Annotated in this window: 13 protein-coding genes; 10 read left to right on the forward strand and 3 right to left on the reverse strand. The window is 47.1% G+C overall.

Features of this window, described 5'->3' with window-relative positions:
• Nucleotides 1-88: 88 nt before the first annotated feature.
• Nucleotides 89-292: a CsbD family protein gene (locus E3U44_RS15105; RefSeq protein WP_134358946.1), complete on the reverse strand. Its 204-nt coding sequence runs from the start codon at nucleotides 290-292 to the stop codon at nucleotides 89-91.
• A gap of 131 nt (nucleotides 293-423) precedes the next feature.
• On the opposite strand from E3U44_RS15105, the gene E3U44_RS15110 reads away from it, so the two are divergent.
• Nucleotides 424-567, forward strand: coding sequence for a DUF3309 family protein (locus tag E3U44_RS15110; protein ID WP_134358947.1), 144 nt, complete (start codon nucleotides 424-426; stop codon nucleotides 565-567).
• 587 nt (nucleotides 568-1,154) lie between these two features.
• Complete coding sequence (locus tag E3U44_RS15115; RefSeq protein ID WP_134358948.1) at nucleotides 1,155-2,144, forward strand: sigma-54 interaction domain-containing protein; 990 nt, start codon at nucleotides 1,155-1,157, stop codon at nucleotides 2,142-2,144.
• Nucleotides 2,145-2,203: 59 nt separating this feature from the next.
• On the opposite strand, the gene ftsH is transcribed toward E3U44_RS15115, so the two are convergent.
• Nucleotides 2,204-4,129 (reverse strand): ATP-dependent zinc metalloprotease FtsH, encoded by a 1,926-nt coding sequence (ftsH, locus tag E3U44_RS15120; RefSeq protein ID WP_134358949.1) that lies wholly within the window; start codon nucleotides 4,127-4,129, stop codon nucleotides 2,204-2,206.
• A 423-nt stretch (nucleotides 4,130-4,552) separates the two neighbouring features.
• Between ftsH and E3U44_RS15125 the strand changes: the two genes are divergently transcribed.
• Entirely contained in the window at nucleotides 4,553-5,650 is a 1,098-nt protein-coding gene (locus tag E3U44_RS15125; protein ID WP_134358950.1) for a S1C family serine protease, read from the forward strand.
• A gap of 47 nt (nucleotides 5,651-5,697) precedes the next feature.
• Here the strand turns inward: E3U44_RS15125 and E3U44_RS15130 are convergent, their stop codons facing one another.
• Nucleotides 5,698-6,357: a nicotinamidase gene (locus E3U44_RS15130; protein ID WP_134359869.1), complete on the reverse strand. Its 660-nt coding sequence runs from the start codon at nucleotides 6,355-6,357 to the stop codon at nucleotides 5,698-5,700.
• Nucleotides 6,358-6,545: 188 nt separating this feature from the next.
• Between E3U44_RS15130 and E3U44_RS15135 the strand changes: the two genes are divergently transcribed.
• The 7 genes from E3U44_RS15135 to E3U44_RS15170 all read left to right on the forward strand — a co-directional run bounded on the left by E3U44_RS15135 (nucleotide 6,546) and on the right by E3U44_RS15170 (nucleotide 16,873).
• Nucleotides 6,546-7,247 (forward strand): phosphatase PAP2 family protein, encoded by a 702-nt coding sequence (locus E3U44_RS15135; RefSeq protein WP_134358951.1) that lies wholly within the window; start codon nucleotides 6,546-6,548, stop codon nucleotides 7,245-7,247.
• The gene (locus tag E3U44_RS15140) at nucleotides 7,244-10,189 is read left to right on the forward strand and encodes a transketolase (protein WP_134358952.1); all 2,946 of its coding nucleotides are present in this window, start codon (nucleotides 7,244-7,246) and stop codon (nucleotides 10,187-10,189) included. Before E3U44_RS15135 ends, E3U44_RS15140 begins: the two co-directional genes overlap by 4 nt.
• Nucleotides 10,190-10,324: 135 nt before the next feature.
• Nucleotides 10,325-11,653, forward strand: a complete 1,329-nt coding sequence (locus tag E3U44_RS19385) for an EF-hand domain-containing protein (RefSeq protein ID WP_166805093.1) — start codon at nucleotides 10,325-10,327, stop codon at nucleotides 11,651-11,653.
• A 277-nt stretch (nucleotides 11,654-11,930) separates the two neighbouring features.
• Complete coding sequence (locus E3U44_RS15155) at nucleotides 11,931-12,371, forward strand: hypothetical protein (protein ID WP_134358953.1); 441 nt, start codon at nucleotides 11,931-11,933, stop codon at nucleotides 12,369-12,371.
• Between the two features lie 58 nt (nucleotides 12,372-12,429).
• Nucleotides 12,430-15,105, forward strand: coding sequence for a bifunctional acetate--CoA ligase family protein/GNAT family N-acetyltransferase (locus E3U44_RS15160; RefSeq protein ID WP_134358954.1), 2,676 nt, complete (start codon nucleotides 12,430-12,432; stop codon nucleotides 15,103-15,105).
• A gap of 242 nt (nucleotides 15,106-15,347) precedes the next feature.
• Nucleotides 15,348-15,935: a superoxide dismutase gene (locus E3U44_RS15165; RefSeq protein ID WP_134358955.1), complete on the forward strand. Its 588-nt coding sequence runs from the start codon at nucleotides 15,348-15,350 to the stop codon at nucleotides 15,933-15,935.
• The gene (locus E3U44_RS15170; protein WP_134358956.1) at nucleotides 15,935-16,873 is read left to right on the forward strand and encodes a 1-phosphofructokinase family hexose kinase; all 939 of its coding nucleotides are present in this window, start codon (nucleotides 15,935-15,937) and stop codon (nucleotides 16,871-16,873) included. Before E3U44_RS15165 ends, E3U44_RS15170 begins: the two co-directional genes overlap by 1 nt.
• Nucleotides 16,874-16,891 lie beyond the last annotated feature (18 nt).

The raw sequence follows: 16,891 nt of genomic DNA on the forward strand, positions 1-16,891 counted from the left end.
TCGCACAAAACCCACTTCAACAAAAAAGGCGGCATTACGCCGCCATAAAAATTAGCTTTAATAGCTAAGCATCGCCTTCTATTACAGTCTACATCCGGCTCTCAAAATCTTTTAATTGTTGTTCTGCTTCTTCCCTTTCAATTCCATAACGCTCTTGTAGCTTACCTATAAGACGCTCTCGATTACCTTCAATTTCATCAATCTCATCATCGGTTAATTGACCCCACTTCTGCCTAATCTTTCCTCTGAATTGTTTCCAGTTCCCCTCAATCTGATCCCAGTTAACAGGCATAATTTTGTCTCCTTTGTAAACTCTCTTAACGAATGATATAAATTACTTTGCAACTTCCTATTTTACTTTCTTTATAGACTATCTATACTATATTTTCAAATGATTATTTTTTAGAGGAAAAGGCTATTTAAATGGAAACTTTATTATTAATATTGGTTATACTATTGATTGTAGGCACTCTCCCTAGCTGGCCTTATAGTAGAGGTTGGGGCTATTATCCGAGTGGAATATTAACGCTTATTTTTATTATATTGCTTGTTTTATTATTATTATAGTGAGCTGTTATTATTCCACCCGCAGTCTCTCTATCTCCACAAGGATGTGGGAGAATCCCTTTGCGACTAGGATGGGTTGAGTACAGAGGAACCCACGGGGCGCCAGTAGGGAGGGAATACATCATTTTTTTCTATGGATCCCTTTGTTTTTTTGCCATGCATTGCTACGCTCTGCATGCCCTGCGCCAATATCAAACCTTTTCAACAGCTCTTACCTCTTCAACAACTCTTACCTCTAAAGAGAAAATAAGGACTAAGTCATTAGTTCAATTTCGCCCACCCCCAAGCCTATTATCTAATAAAGCAGAGTTATTGTCTCCACATGCTTTTTCTCTATATTAATGGAATTGAAGCCCAGAGGAGACAGTAGAATAACCCCTCTCTACTTCAAAAGTAGATATCGAAGAGAACCTCTTCTACCCCATACTTGGGGGAAACCCTTATTTACTTCTGGACCGCACTCCCTAATATTTTAATCATACAGCCTACATTTATTTCTGATCCGGTAAGCCTATTTATTATAGACGAACTGTGGGGATCAATCCCATTTACTCCCAAAATATCCATCTACAGACACCTGGTTTACAATGAAACATAGTGGAATCAAACACATAGTAGGAACATCAAAAGGGGTGCGCAGTTTATGCAAAGCTATAAAGAAGGTCGCACCTTTGGATGCAACAGTATTGCTATATGGTGAGAGTGGTACAGGAAAAGAGCTAGTTGCACGGGCGATACATAGTCTCAGCAATCGGCATAAAGGCCCCTTTCTTCCAGTGAATTGTGGTGCCTTATCCGGCGACTTATTGAACACCGAGTTATTTGGCCATGAAAGAGGCAGCTTCACAGGAGCTGTCCGCCAGCATCACGGATACCTTGAGCGTGCTAACGGCGGGACTCTTTTCCTCGATGAAATTACAGAAATGCCAGCTAACTTTCAAGTTTACCTGTTACGTACTTTGGAAACAGCCACGTTCATACGGGTGGGAGGCTATCAGGAAGTTAAAACAGATATACGATTTATTGCCGCCACGAATATTGATCCATGGCAAGCGGTCGAAGCAGGTAAATTGCGTCACGATCTATTCTTCCGATTAACAGAATTCCCAATCCATCTTCCTCCGTTACGTGAGCGAGATGAAGACATTATATTACTCGCACAATATTTTCTTGATCATTTTAATGAATCTTATAAAGAGAAAAAGCGATTCACAAATGATGCCTTACAATACATTTCTAGAAACAGCTGGCCTGGGAACATACGAGAATTACGGCATGCTATTCACCATGCTTTTATTTTGGCAGATGATGAGATAAGTGATAAGGATTTTTACAAGAGACCATTACAGGATAATAACAGCTACCAGGAAAATTTTGTCCACTCCCTAGTAGGCTTACCTATCGAAGAAGTAGAAAAGAACCTCATACTCGCTACCCTAGAGCACTTTAAAGGCGATAAGAAGAAAACAGCACAATGCCTGGGTATTAGTTTAAAAACACTTTATAATCGCCTTAATCTTATTAGGGATACAGGCAGAGAGGAAGACCAAAATAAAGTAGTCAATTTTTTTAATTAAAAAGGGAGGGAAAACACCTCCCTTATACCAGAATTAAGTCTAGAGTTTTACAAGTCAATTCATCCTGTACTAGTCGCAAAAGCCTCACCTCGGCTCTGCCCTCGTGTATCAACTTCCTTAAGAATTTTTTCTATTTTATTGGCCTCAAGAGTCTCCGTTTCGATAAGTGCCTTAGCTAGTGCCTCTAACTTATCACGGTGTTTTTGCATCAAATTGTCGGTCTTTTTTTCTACTTCATCTAGGATGTGCCGAATTTCATCATCAATGAGTTGCGCTGTCTGCTCACTAAAATCCCGTTGCTGGGCCAGTTCCCGGCCAAGAAAAACATGCTCCTCGCCACGACGAAAAGCCGCTGCTCCCAGTTTGTCGCTCATTCCCCATTGACAAACCATGCGGCGTGCTAGCTGAGTGGCTTGTTTAAGATCAGATTCAGCGCCTGATGTTACATCACCAAAAATAGTTTTCTCCGCTACCCGTCCCCCCAACATCACTCCAAGACGGTCAAGCAAATAGCTGCGTTTCAGGTTGTGACGTTCTTCTTCCGGAACCTGTTCCGTGGCTCCTAAGGCCATACCATGGGGGATAATCGTTACCTTATCCAGGGGATCGGCCTCTGGCAATAACCAGGCCATCAGTGCATGACCTGATTCATGATAAGCAACGAGTTTTTTCTCCTCCTCGCTCAATATTGTCTCTCGTTCGGCACCTAATACAATTTTATCCCTAGCAAGATTCAGCATGTCCATATCTACTTTTCTCTTCCGCTCCCGCGCAGTCAGCAAAGCAGCCTCATTCACTAGGTTGGCAAGATCGGCGCCAGAAAAGCCTACCGTGCGCTTAGCGATAACTTCCAAATCCACATCTTCAGCTAGAGGCACCTCCTTGGCATGGACTTCCAGAACTTTTTGGCGGGCTTTTTTATCGGGAAGTTCAAGAATGACTTTACGGTCAAACCGTCCTGGTCTAAGCAAGGCTGGATCCAGGACGTCAGGACGGTTAGTAGCGGCTAAGACCACCACATTCTCCTGGGCTGCAAAACCATCCATCTCACCTAATATTTGATTTAAGGTCTGCTCCCGTTCATCATGGCCACCCCCTAATCCTGTTCCCCGTGCTCGCCCCACAGAGTCAATTTCATCAATAAATAAAATGGAGGGGGCCTCTTCTTTGGCAGCTTTAAACATGTCGCGCACTCGGGCAGCCCCTACCCCCACAAACATCTCTATAAAGTCTGAGCCGCTGATGCTGTAAAAGGGCACTCCCGCTTCACCGGCGACTGCCTTGGCCAAGAGAGTTTTTCCCGTTCCTGGGGGGCCCATGAGAAGAATACCTTTAGGGATTTTGGCGCCTACTTCTTCGAATCGCCGCGGATCTTTCAGGTAATCGACAATTTCGTGAAGATCGCGCTTAGCATTTTCCACCCCAGCCACATCCTCAAAGGTGATGCCTGTACTCCCCTCACGAAAACGTTTGACTGGAGCCTTGCCAAAACCAAAGGGACCGCCTCGCCCCCCTCCTCCCATCATCCGTTGCTGCATCCTATAGGAAGCATAGAAAATCAGCCCCAAGATTAAGAGCCAGGGCAACATTCCAATTATGGCCTGTGCCCACAAGGAAGTTTTTTGGCTCTCCGCGCGCACTGTAACCCCTTGTTGTTCCAGCAAATCCATCAATTCTGGGTCCTCAAAGGGTGGCCTCGTCGTGGAAAATTTCTTCACTCCCTTTCCCTCACCTTCTTCCTGGGCATTCTTATAGGCTTCGGTATAGGCTCCCGAAATCTGTTGTCCCTCAAGGGTAACTTCTGCGATCTGTCCTTGGCGTAATACCTGCTTGAACTCTGTGTAGGTGATCTCAGCTGCGGCTTGGCGATTAGCACTACCCAACCAGTACATGAGAAAAATTATCACCAAAATCATCCAAAGCAGATAACGCCAGTTCAGGGATGGCTCTGCTTGAGGTGGGTAGGATTGCTTTCCATTACTCATAAGCAACTCCTATCAGAAATTCAGAAATAAGAAAATCACTGCCACTCCACGCTGGCCAAAATTTTGTTACAAACAATTTTTTAGCTCCATTCATTATAAACTTAGCATATTGTAACCACCAGGATCGATGAATTCATTGAACTTAGGAACTACACTGCTTCAACGCTGAATTTGAAAGATAGCCTCAGAAATGCTAAACCTATTCTTTAATAGCTTTTTATTTTTAATTACTTATAAGCTTTCTTAAAAACGATTGGGAAAATGTTATAGGGTGTGCAGAGTACGGTGATGCGCATTATCAAAATGGAACAGCAAACGGCGGTAGGTTTCGTTGCACTCAACCCATCCTACCCATAATAGGGAATTCTCCAACAAGCTCTTAGCAATGCCGTCGGGGCAGAGCCAACTAAAAAGAATGGCCACATGAACAAACGTTTTACCCGAATAATTATCCTTTGGTGCTTGATATTACTAACCTTATGGATCGGATATGACTATGTTTACCTAACTCTTTCTAGATACACTGCCGAACCTCATCCAGTAGCCCCGCGGGCCCCCCTGACCGAAACTGAACAAACTACCACCGAAATTTTTAAGCGCACTTCTCCTTCGGTCGCTTTTATTATGACGGAAAGGCGAGAGGGTGGTTTCTTTCCCTTTGCTCCTGGCCCAACCCAAGTCGGGACCGGTTCAGGTTTTGTCTGGGATAAAGCAGGGCATATTGTTACCAATCACCATGTTGTCAAAGGCGCCCAAAGGATGGGGGTTCGTTTTGGTTCTGAAGAATTATTAGAAGCAAGGATTCTGGGTTCAGCACCAGACTATGATTTGGCAGTGCTCCATATTTTACGCCCCCAACGCACCTTCTCACCTATTCCTATTGGGAATTCTGAAAACTTGCAGGTTGGCCAATTCGCCTATGCCATCGGTAACCCCTTCGGTCTGAGCCGGACTCTTACCAAAGGAATTATTAGTGCCCTCGATCGGCGCTTACCAACCGCCTCAGGTCGAGAGATCCAAGGAGTTATTCAAACCGATGCGGCTATCAACCCAGGAAATTCAGGAGGCCCACTACTGGATTCGGCAGGCCGTCTGATTGGGGTCACTACTGCCATTATCTCTGGGACCGGCTCTTTTGCGGGTGTTGGCTTTGCTGTTCCGATTGATATTGTTAATCGGGTAGTGCCACAACTGATTAAAGAAGGTAGAGTCCCACGCCCTGGCATCGGTATCGCTGCCTTACCAGAGGAGACTGCCGCCCGTCTCGAGATTCAAGGAGTCATTGTCGCCGAAGTAATACCTGGCTCACCGGCAGATAAAGCTGGACTAAAAGGAATGAATTTATCCACCGGTGAACTGGGAGATATTATTACCCACGTTAATAATCGGAGAATAAGATCGGTACCGGAACTGGCTGCGGCATTGGCAGAAATAGGCATTGGCAAAAAAGCGCAATTGACGCTACTACGGGAGGGAAAAACCCGTACGGCTAAGGTGACCATAGTGGATATTTCTGAATAAACCCCTTGCCGGAAAAACCCGCAAAACAGCTTCCTCTAATTGGGGACTTAACTCAGCTGAGCCGAATCAATAATCTTAACATCGCTGGCTATCAGGTCCTGGCGTACCTGGTCATCGGAGGAAGGCTCTACGGCACGGGTAAGATCCCAAAGCACGTAAACATTAAAACCGGCCGCGGCACCATCTTCCGCGGTCCATTTGACACAAATGTCGCGGGCAAGACCGCAGATAAATATTTCTTCCATGCCCCGTTCTCTCAAATAACCGGCTAATCCGGTGTGAGGGCGTTCACCCGCGGGGTTCCAGTTATTACGAAATCCGCTGTAAGAATCACTTTCTGGATCTATCCCCTTGCGTATGATAGCCGCCACCTTTTCCCAGGGTAGGCCTCCATGGAGTTCAGCCCCTGGCGTTCCCTGAATGCAATGATCCGGCCACAGGGTCTGGGGATGATTATCGATCTCAATAGTCTCCATAAGTTTACGCCCTGGATGACTGCTGGCAAAAGAGATATGACCGGATGGATGCCAATCTTGAGTTGCCACATAATGGCAGAATTTATTTGCTTCCATCAGCATGCTCACCGGCTCGATAATCTGGTCACCTTCTGCTACAGGCAATGCTCCTCCGGGTAGGAAATCTGGTTGGATATCCACCAATAATAATACTGCACTAGATCTATTAAACGTAATAGAGGGTCTTTCCATCATTAAACTCCTTAGAACTTGGAAAACATCATTTCTACGCCAGCGTTTCTTTAAGTAAAGCCAACAGGAAGAGAGTTTACTAGAGCCCACAGGAAGCTATTTTTTATTACCGGTAATAACTATGAAAGTGGGCTAAAAACACTTCAAAAAATAGGTAGAAATACCTCAATGATGACAGTGAGATTCCCATGAAAAAATCAATCCAAATCCTTAATACATCAATTCAATGCTATTTCTCAGCAACTATGCTAGGTTACAGCGTAGTGATTATAGGGGGCATAGGGCTTTTTATCGCCCTTGCACAACAAGTCCATCAGCATGGAGAGCTCTGGTTTGATACAGCGATCCTCACTTTACTTTCTGAACACCGCACACTGGTACTAGATGAATTTTTTCTCTGGATAACTTGGGCGGGCTCAAAATTTTTTCTTCTACCCCTTAGCATGGCCATTATTGGTATTCTGATTTACCGCCGCCATTATCCGGAAGCCATCCTTATGGGCATTGGTTTTGGCGGGGCCAGCCTTATAAACCTGGCCCTAAAAGTCTTAATAGTCCGGGAGCGACCGCTCTTATTTCTGCCTCTAGAAGAGTACGGTGGATTCGCCTTTCCTAGTGGGCATACCGCCCAGATTACCGCCTTTGCCCTTTCCGCCTTCCTTATCATTCACCGACTTCATCCTCGCTGGCAATGGCCAACAGCTATACTCTTAATCATACTTGTCCTATGTGTATCCACTTCAAGGCTCTACCTACAAGTCCATTATCCTTCCGATATCCTGGGAGGGTTCTTAGTCGCCTTAGTATGGATTTTCAGTATTGATGCGCTCATCCACATAATCAACCAATCGGAACATTATCCTACAGAAAAAGAGGGGAATAACACATGAATCCACTTTTAAGGTTGCTCAAATTTGGACAAGGTTACTGGATTGATAATCTCACCCGGCATATGATAATAAGTGGAAATTTAAAGCGCCGTGTTGATAAACAAGGTTTACGTGGCGTCACTTCCAACCCTAAGATTTTCCATGAAGCCATTGCTAAAAGTGATGATTACGATGCCCAAATTGAAACCCTGATCGCAGAAGATCGCTCCAATATCGAGATTTATGAAGCGCTTGTTACCACCGATATTCGAGATGCCTGCGATATTCTTCGCCCGCTTTACGACGAACTAAAAGGCCAAGACGGATTCGTCAGCCTTGAAGTCTCTCCCCATCTCGCCCATGACACTCAAGGGTCCCTCCAGGAAGCGCGACGGTTATGGCAAATTGTGGATCGGCCTAATTTGCTCATCAAAATTCCCGCTACCACCGCTGGTATTCCGGCGATTGAAGAATTGTTATTCGAAGGGATCAATATCAATATCACCCTCCTGTTTTCCATCGAACGCTACCAAGCCGTGGCCCAGGCCTATCTCAAAGCACTGGAGCGACGCCTGGAAGCAGGAAAGCCAGTGGCTCATATTGCCTCTGTGGCTAGCTTCTTCCTGAGCCGGATTGATGTGTTAGTAGACCAACTCCTAAGCCATCGCATTCCTCTACCAGGACGATCTCATTTAGAGCCCCATCCGGAGGACTTGCAAGGTAAGGTGGCCATTGCCAATGCCAAGCTGGCCTACCAGCATTTTAAGCAAATTCTCCAAAGTGATTGCTGGCAAGCCTTGGAGGCTAAGGGAGCCCAAATGCAGCGAATGCTCTGGGCCAGTACCAACACCAAAAATCCCGCCTACCGGGACGTTATGTATATTGAGCCTTTGATTGGCCCCCACACCATTAATACCATGCCGGAAGACACCATTGAGGCCTTTGCCGACCATGGTAGGGTTAAAGAAACAGTCGAGGAAAATATAGAAGAAGCTCAAAAAATCATTACTGAGCTGGAGAAAATAGGGATTGATTTTCACTTCGTCGCGTCACAACTAGAAAATGAAGGCATCCAAAAATTTATCGAACCCTACGATGCGCTCTTAGAAGCATTGGGTACCAAGTGCCAACAACGCAGAAACCGCCAACAGGTGAAACCCCTACAAGAAGTAGCTCAACAACTCCGCCGCCTCGTTATCCAGATGACTACCGATGCCGGATCAGGCCATCCTACCTCTTGCCTCTCCTGTGCAGAGATTGTCGCTGCCTTGTTTTTCCATGAAATGCACTGGGATCCCAGGGCCCCCAAAGCTCGTAATGTGGATACCTTTATCCTTTCTAAAGGCCATGCCGCACCGATTCTTTGGGCGGCCCTATGGGAAGCCAAAGCCATTGACGAAGATCCCCTCTCTCTTCGTAAGCTGGATAGTACTCTGGAAGGCCACCCTACCCCGAATAACCCCTGGATTAAGGTAGCCACCGGATCCCTAGGTCAGGGTCTAGCTGCGGCAAACGGAATCGCCTTAGCCAACCGTTTAGATAACATCCATGCCCGGGTCTATTGCCTGCTTGGGGATGGAGAATGCTCAGAAGGATCCGTTTGGGAAGCTGCCCAATTTGCTTCCTTGAACAAGCTCTCTGATTTGGTGGCTATTGTGGATGTCAACGCCCTAGCTCAAAGCGGTCCTGCGCCCTACCAGCACGATACCCCTGTGTTTGCCCATCGTTTTCAATCCTTTGGCTGGGAAACCATAGAAATTGATGGTCATGATCTAGCGGCCATCCTCAACGCCTTTGAGCAAGCTAAAAAAACAGGGCCAACTGCCATTATTGCAAAGACTGAGAAAGGCAAAGGCGTTTCTTTCCTGGAAGGTAAAGATGGTTGGCATGGCAAAGCCTTGGACCCAGCAAGCATGGAAAAGGCCCTGGCAGAACTAGGAGAAAATCAAGCTAACGTGATAGTGGAACCTCGACGTATAGGAACCTACATCCCCCCTCAAAGAAAACCAGCACCTGCGCTCTCCATTGGCTATTCTATAGGAGATGAAATCGCCACAAGGGATGCCTTTGGCAAGGCGCTGAAAAAACTAGGAGACTTTCTTCCCGAGCTTGTGGTCTTAGATGGCGATGTCAAAAATTCTACCCGAACCGAATATTTTTCCGAAGAATATCCCAATCGATTTTTCGAAAGCTATATTGCCGAACAGAATATGGTAGGCACCGCCCTCGGGCTAGCAGTTTGTGGCAAAATCTCCTGCGCCGCCAGCTTCGCTTGTTTTCTGACCCGGGCCTACGATTTTATCCGGATGGCTGGTCATAGCCGACCGCCACATCTCATTTTTTGTGGCAGCCATGCCGGCGTTTCCATTGGCGAGGACGGTCCCTCCCAGATGGGATTGGAAGATCTAGCCATGTTTCGAGCTGTCTCTGGCAGCACGGTTCTGTACCCCTGTGATGGTGTCAGCGCTGAGCGTTTGACCGCACAGGCAACACAAACCCAAGGAATTGTTTACATTCGCACAACCCGTCCCAAAACCCCTGTAATCTATACCACTGATGAAAAATTTCCCATCGGAGGAAGCAAAATCTTACGTACTTCAAAAGAGGACAAGTTTACCCTTGTAACAGCAGGTATTACCGTACATGAAGCACTTGCCGCTTACGATAGGCTTAAACAAAAGGGGATCTCTACTCGAATCATTGACAGCTATTCGGTAAAACCACTCGATGTAGAAACGCTGTCCAAAGCGGCTCATGAGACCCAAGCACTATTTGTCATCGAAGATCATTGGATCGAGGGAGGCCTCGGCGATGCCGTGGCAGCCGCCGTCAATTCCCCAACGCCAGTATACCGTCTCGCAATTACAGAAGAACCCCGTTCTGGAAAATCAGAAGAACTATTAGAACGATATGGGATTTCTCAAAAAGCTATCACCCAGAAAATCCTGGAATTTATGGGTTAAATCTTCTATATCTTAACAACATCATCTGTTAAATGTGAGTGCAAAAATTACAATCTAAAGCCGCTAATCCTCACATTTCGCCCATTTATTTACCCATATTTACACATAACCGGGTAACAAAGGAGGAAAATAGCGATGAACCTCATTAAAAGGTTAGACATTACTATCCTGGCAGGTCTCTTAGGGTTGCTAATATCTGGCTGCCAGGACCAATCGGAGCAATCAATGCAGCCGCCCAGGGAGAGCAGCGCAGCAGGGCAGGAAACACAGCCCTCCGAACGCCAGACCGACCAAACAATGACCGAACCAGAGGAGAGCACAGCAGGACAAGAAACGCAGCCCTCCGAACGGGAGGCCGATAAAACAATGACCGAAAAGGAGAGAATGGAAAAGGAACAACCCTCTTTCTCTCAACTTGATACCGATGGCAATGACGCCATCAGCCAAGAGGAAGCTCAAGCCTTTGATCCCCTGGCCTTATACTTTAGAGAGTTTGACCGAAACCAGGACGACAAAATTGACTCCGAGGAATTCCGCGGCTTTAAGGCCCTGCAAATGCGGGGATTTGATCATGGCGGCGACAGCACCGGGGAGTACGGAGAGCATGGCGCCCTATCAGCCAAACAAGAGAAGAGCACAGCAGGGCAAGAAACACAGCCCTCCGAACGCCAGACCGACCAAACAATGACCGAACCAGAGGAGAGCACAGCAGGACAAGAAACGCAGCCCTCCGAACGGGAGGCCGATAAAACAATGACCGAAAAGGAGAGAATGGAAAAGGAACAACCCTCTTTCTCTCAACTTGATACCGATGGCAATGACGCCATCAGCCAAGAGGAAGCTCAAGCCTTTGATCCCCTGGCCTTATACTTTAGAGAGTTTGACCGAAACCAGGACGACAAAATTGACTCCGAGGAATTCCGCGGCTTTAAGGCCCTGCAAATGCGGGGATTTGATCATGGCGGCGACAGCACCGGGGAGTACGGAGAGCATGGCGCCCTATCAGCCAAACAAGAGAAGAGCACAGCAGGGCAGGAAACACAGCCCTCCGAACGCCAGACCGACCAAACAATGACCGAACCAGAGGAGAGCACAGCAGGACAAGAAACGCAGCCCTCCGAACGGGAGGCCGATAAAACAATGACCGAAAAGGAGAGAATGGAAAAGGAACAACCCTCTTTCTCTCAACTTGATACCGATGGCAATGACGCCATCAGCCAAGAGGAAGCTCAAGCCTTTGATCCCCTGGCCTTATACTTTAGAGAGTTTGACCGAAACCAGGACGACAAAATTGACTCCGAGGAATTCCGCGGCTTTAAGGCCCTGCAAATGCGGGGATTTGATCATGGCGGCGACAGCACCGTGGAATATGGAGAAAAGGGTGCTCTATCAGGCAAACAAGAAGAGAGCACAATAGAGCAACCCTCTGAAAGCGAGAGTGAGAGAATGGAAAAACAACAGTAATTTTACTTTAAGGGGGCTATCTAAAGTAGTCACTCAGTAAGGTGCTACACCTATGGCAAATAAGTAACTTAGGTAGCCCCCTTATATTACCGCCATTTTATTAACTACATTACTTTAATTTTGGCCTTTCCCATATGCTCCCCACAACTCACCCCTTTTTTAGCGATTATTCTCAATTTATCAGAGGATAGCTCTCTGGATAATTTTTTAAAAATAAATAATGCATCGCTCTAAAACCAAATGGGCTAATTTTTAGTTGATCTTTAGGCACACCACCATGGAAAGAATATATAGGTTAATCCTGGGTAGAACCTTCTCCTTTATTTTTATTGGTCTTTCTGTGGGGTTGATCGGACTTGCTGTATATCAGTTCATTCAAGGAGTACTCGTCGGGGAAGAACTAATCAAAATCATCCTTCAATCTATTAACACGACTGTGATTTCTTTAGCAATGTTTGAATTAGGTGTAGGGGTTAGTGAAGAATACGCGGTATCTAACCAACAAGCCAACATATTTACAGTATTGAGACGCACCATTACTCGCTTCGTAGGTCTAGTTTGCATTGCCCTGGTCCTAGAAGCACTTATTTTGGTCATCAAATACAGCCAGCTTGAACTTGCAGGAAATCTGTATTACCCCGTCGGAATCCTTATCGGTGCCAGCACCCTGCTCATCGCACTCGGCACTTTTTTAAAACTCACGAAAATATCACCTTGAGCCCGCGGATCAATCCTTATTTCCTTATTTTTTGGCATTTGCTGACTTACTAAAAGCCATGAGTATTCGCAATCTTGAGCACTTGTTTCAACCCCAGTCAGTAGCGGTAATTGGTGCATCCACTAAACCCCATAGTGTGGGCGGTACCGTGATGCGCAATCTCTTAGAAGGGGGGTTTGGTGGCCCGATTATGCCTGTCAATCCCAAATACAGAGCCGTGGCTGGAGTCTTGGCCTACCCGAATATCGCCAGTTTACCAGAGACCCCAGATCTAGCTATCATCGGTACCCCACCTACCACCGTACCAGGTCTCATCACCGAATTGGGCGAGCGTGGAACTAAGGCGGCCATTGTACTTACTGCGGGTCTGCCCCAGACCAAAGATAAGCAGGGACAAAACCTCCAGCAAAAAATGTTGGAAGCTGCCCGGCCTCACCTTTTGCGTATTCTAGGCCCTAACTGCGTAGGTCTCATGATTCCTTTACTGGGGTTCAATGGCAGTTTTGCCCATACTCAGGCTAGGAAAGGCGAAATCGCCTTTGTTTCCCAATCAGGGGCCCTCACCACAGTGGTCCTTGATTGGGCCAAATCGAAAGATATTGGCTTTTCCTATTTTATTTCCATGGGAGATAGTGCGGATATTGATTTCGGGGATGTACTGGACTACCTGGGAGGTGAGCCCAATACGCGCGCGATTCTCCTCTATATCGAATCCATTAAAGAGGCCCGAAAATTTATGTCTGCGGCCCGGGCAGCGGCACGCAACAAACCGGTACTGGTGGTCAAATCTGGCCGCGCTCCAGAGGGGGCCCAGGCCGCAGCTTCCCATACCGGTGCCCTGGCCGGTTCCGATGATGTCTATAGTGCTGCCATTCGTCGCGCAGGCATGCTGCGTGTCGTCACCATTGAAAATCTGTTTGGTGCGGTAGAAACCTTAGCCCGGGCCTTACCCATGCAAGGCAATCGGCTAACCATCCTGACCAATGGGGGCGGTCCCGGCGTCATGGCTACCGATGCGGTAATTTTGGCTGATGGCCAACTCGCCACCCTCTCCAAGAAAACCATCCAGCAATTGGACCAGGTGCTCCCTCCCACCTGGTCCCATGGCAACCCGGTTGATATTATCGGGGATGCCCCAGCCGAACGCTATGTGAAGGCCTTAAAGATTTTGCTCAACGATCCCCAATCTGATGCGCTTTTGCTTATTCATGCCCCTACCGCTATCGTCCCCAGTGACCATATTGCAGAAGCCATCGTGACTGTCGTGAAAGAAGCTAAGCGCAATGTACTCACCTGCTGGCTAGGTGGCGAGGCGGTTGAAAAAGCCCGGGATATTTTTGCGAGGGCAAATATTCCTACTTATGGAACGCCTGAAGAAGCAGTTCATGCTTTTCTGAATATGGTGGAATACCATCGCAATCAAGTGCAATTAATGGAAACGCCCCCTTCAATCTCTCAGGAATTCACTCCCGACCGGAAGGCAGCACAGCAGGTTATAAAAAAGGTCCTCGCTTCCTCTCACCGTCTATTAAGCGAACCCCAGGCTAAAGAGATTTTGGCGACCTACGGCATTCCAGTCGTCGCCACCCGAGTGGCAAAAACCCCTGAAGAAGCTCAACGGATGGCCCAAGAACTGGGTTTTCCAGTAGCGCTAAAAATTCTCTCGCCAGATATTTCCCATAAATCAGACGTCGGAGGCGTTGTCTTAGATTTAGAAACTCCTGAAGCTGTCCAGGCGGAAGCTGAAAGGATACTTCGCCGCCTTCAAGAATTGCGCCCTGAGGCCCAGTTGGAGGGTTTCACAGTACAAGAAATGGCCCACCGTCCTGGCGCCCATGAACTTTTGATTGGTGCGACCACAGACCCCATTTTTGGTCCAATTATTTTATTTGGCCAAGGAGGCACTGCCGTTGAGATCATTCAAGACCGAGCTGTCGCATTGCCTCCCCTCAATATGCACCTGGCACAAGAACTGATCTCCCGGACCCGCGTTGCCAAACTACTTGCAGGTTATCGAGATCGCCCCGCTGTCGATCAGGAGGCCATTGCACGGGTTCTCATCCAGATCGCAGAGCTAATAGCTGATATTCCAGAAATCACTGAACTCGATATCAATCCGCTCCTCGCTGATGATAAGGGAGTCTTGGCCTTGGATGCGCGTATGGGAATAGCACCCGCTAAGAGCTCGGGACCCGAACGGCTTGCTATTCGTCCTTATCCTAGAGAGCTTGAAGAATGGAGCGATTTTCAAAGAGAAAAGGTACTACTACGTCCCATTCGCCCTGAAGATGAACCCCAGTACCGGGAATTTCTCCAGCAGCTGGACCCCCAAGACATCCGCTTTCGTTTTTTTGACATGATCAAAGAATGGCCCCATTCTGAACTGGCCCGCTATACCCAGATCGACTATGACCGAGAAATGGCTTTTCTAGCTATCCCCAAAAATGTAGATGATTGGCCAAAAATTCTAGGGGTCGCCCGAGCAATCACCGATCCCCTTAACATCCAAGCAGAATTTGCAATCATTGTGCACTCGGCACTTAAAGGCAAAGGGCTAGGCCATCTTTTGCTAGATAAGATGATCCAGTACTACCAATCCTGTGGTACTAAGGAGCTGATCGGCAATGCACGCCGCACCAATCAGCGGATGTTGGCCCTAGCAAAAGACCTAGGTTTTGAAATCCAGCCCATCGAAGAGGAGATCGTCCAAGTGCGGCTAAATTTACAATCATAGCAATGAAGGCTTTTTCCTTACCACGCGAGTACTTTCTGGACAACTTTAATTAACAAGTTTCAGCCCCTGAAGCAAAAACATAAAAGAAGATAGCTTCCAGGATAAAATTTTGTATATGAGAAATCCAGACTAGCGAAAGCGTTCTGTCTATACTAGAAAGTTAGTTAAGCAACCGTTTTGTAATAGGCTAGATTAATTTACTATAGGTAAAAACCACATGCCTTTTAATGGAGAAATTCCCCATGAAACATGAATTACCCCCGCTTCCCTATGAGATGAATGCTCTTGAACCGGATATTTCCGCTGAAACTTTGGAATATCATTATGGCAAGCACCACAAAAAATATGTGGATACTTTAAATAGTTTAATACCAGGGACACAGTTCGAAGATCAAACCCTGGAGCAGATCATTGCAACCGCTAGTACGGGCCCCATTTTTAACAATGCTGCTCAAGTCTGGAACCACACTTTTTATTGGCATTGTTTAAGTCCCACCGGAGGTGGTACTCCCACCGGCCCCCTCGCCGATGCCATCAATAAAACTTTTGGTTCTTTTGATAACTTCAAAGAAAAGTTTACAGCAGAGGCTACTCAACTGTTTGGCTCTGGCTGGACTTGGCTGGTAAAGGATACGGAGGGTGTGATCTCCATGGAACAATCGAGTAACGCCGGTAACCCACTTCAATATGGCCGCATTGTGTTGATGACTTGTGACATGTGGGAGCATGCCTATTATATTGATTATCGGAATGAAAAAGCCAAGTACTTGAATGCTTTCTGGAATCGGGTGAATTGGGATTTTATCGCCAAAAACTTTCAAGGCGAGTAATGGAAACCGTCATCACCATCACCATGAATCCCTCCCTCGATCTTTCAACCGAGGTTGAAGAAATGATCCCTGGGCGTAAATTGCGGACAACGGCGCTTTGCCGAGAGCCTGGTGGAGGTGGCATTAACGTGGCCCGTGGGATTCATGCACTCGGTGGCCAGGTCTCTGCGCTTTATACCCTCGGTGGCCCAACCGGGCAAACGCTAAAGAAACTGATCGAACAAGCGGGTATTAAACATCATCCTATTCCTATTGAACGCCCTACTCGGGAGAATTTTTCTGTCCTAGAAAAATCAAGTGGTCATCTTTTTCACCTTGTCTCACCCGGCCCTGAACTTAGCCAGCAAGAGTGGCAGCAATGTTTAGATAAAATCAAGCAATGGAAACCCCCACCAACCTACCTGGTTGCCAGTGGCAGCCTGCCGCCAGGAGTTCCAGATAATTGGTATGCTCGGCTAGCACGAATTGCCAAAAAGCAAGAGATGCGCCTGATCCTGGATACCTCAGGAGCCCCCTTACAGGCTGCACTAGAGGAAGGCGTTTATCTGGTCAAACCTAATCAACATGAGTTTCAAAACTTAACTGGATATTCCGTAGACACTCCGGAAGAACAAGCCGCACTGACCCGAGAGTTTGTTGAGCAAGGGAAGGCCGAGGTGGTTATTTTAACTCTAGGCGAAAAAGGGGCTTTGCTGACCACTCGGGAAGAACAGCAGCGCGCTCAGCCTCCAGAAGTTAAGGGCATCAGCCCAGTCGGCGCAGGAGATAGCTTTGTCGCTGTGATTACCTTCAATTTGGCCCGCGGTCGATCCCTCAAAGATACTTTGTACTATGGCGTTGCCGCCGCAGCGGCAGCGCTTTTGACTCCTGGCACCGAACTCTACCGCACTGAGGATATCGAACGCCTCTATCAGCAAATGTGTCGCGAGAAAAACTGAAGTTAGAAAACTTTTTTC

The organism is Nitrosococcus wardiae (genome assembly GCF_004421105.1).
Taxonomy (GTDB): domain Bacteria; phylum Pseudomonadota; class Gammaproteobacteria; order Nitrosococcales; family Nitrosococcaceae; genus Nitrosococcus; species Nitrosococcus wardiae.

Coding starts and splice junctions, on each gene's coding strand:
- E3U44_RS15165 (WP_134358955.1), top strand. CDS start 15,348: ATGAAACATGAATTACCCCCGCTTCCCTATGAGATGAATGCTCTTGAA.
- E3U44_RS19385 (WP_166805093.1), top strand. CDS start 10,325: ATGAACCTCATTAAAAGGTTAGACATTACTATCCTGGCAGGTCTCTTA.
- E3U44_RS15155 (WP_134358953.1), top strand. CDS start 11,931: ATGGAAAGAATATATAGGTTAATCCTGGGTAGAACCTTCTCCTTTATT.
- E3U44_RS15160 (WP_134358954.1), top strand. CDS start 12,430: ATGAGTATTCGCAATCTTGAGCACTTGTTTCAACCCCAGTCAGTAGCG.
- E3U44_RS15105 (WP_134358946.1), bottom strand. CDS start 292: ATGCCTGTTAACTGGGATCAGATTGAGGGGAACTGGAAACAATTCAGA.
- E3U44_RS15170 (WP_134358956.1), top strand. CDS start 15,935: ATGGAAACCGTCATCACCATCACCATGAATCCCTCCCTCGATCTTTCA.
- E3U44_RS15110 (WP_134358947.1), top strand. CDS start 424: ATGGAAACTTTATTATTAATATTGGTTATACTATTGATTGTAGGCACT.
- ftsH (WP_134358949.1), bottom strand. CDS start 4,129: ATGAGTAATGGAAAGCAATCCTACCCACCTCAAGCAGAGCCATCCCTG.
- E3U44_RS15115 (WP_134358948.1), top strand. CDS start 1,155: ATGAAACATAGTGGAATCAAACACATAGTAGGAACATCAAAAGGGGTG.
- E3U44_RS15140 (WP_134358952.1), top strand. CDS start 7,244: ATGAATCCACTTTTAAGGTTGCTCAAATTTGGACAAGGTTACTGGATT.
- E3U44_RS15135 (WP_134358951.1), top strand. CDS start 6,546: ATGAAAAAATCAATCCAAATCCTTAATACATCAATTCAATGCTATTTC.
- E3U44_RS15125 (WP_134358950.1), top strand. CDS start 4,553: ATGAACAAACGTTTTACCCGAATAATTATCCTTTGGTGCTTGATATTA.
- E3U44_RS15130 (WP_134359869.1), bottom strand. CDS start 6,357: ATGGAAAGACCCTCTATTACGTTTAATAGATCTAGTGCAGTATTATTA.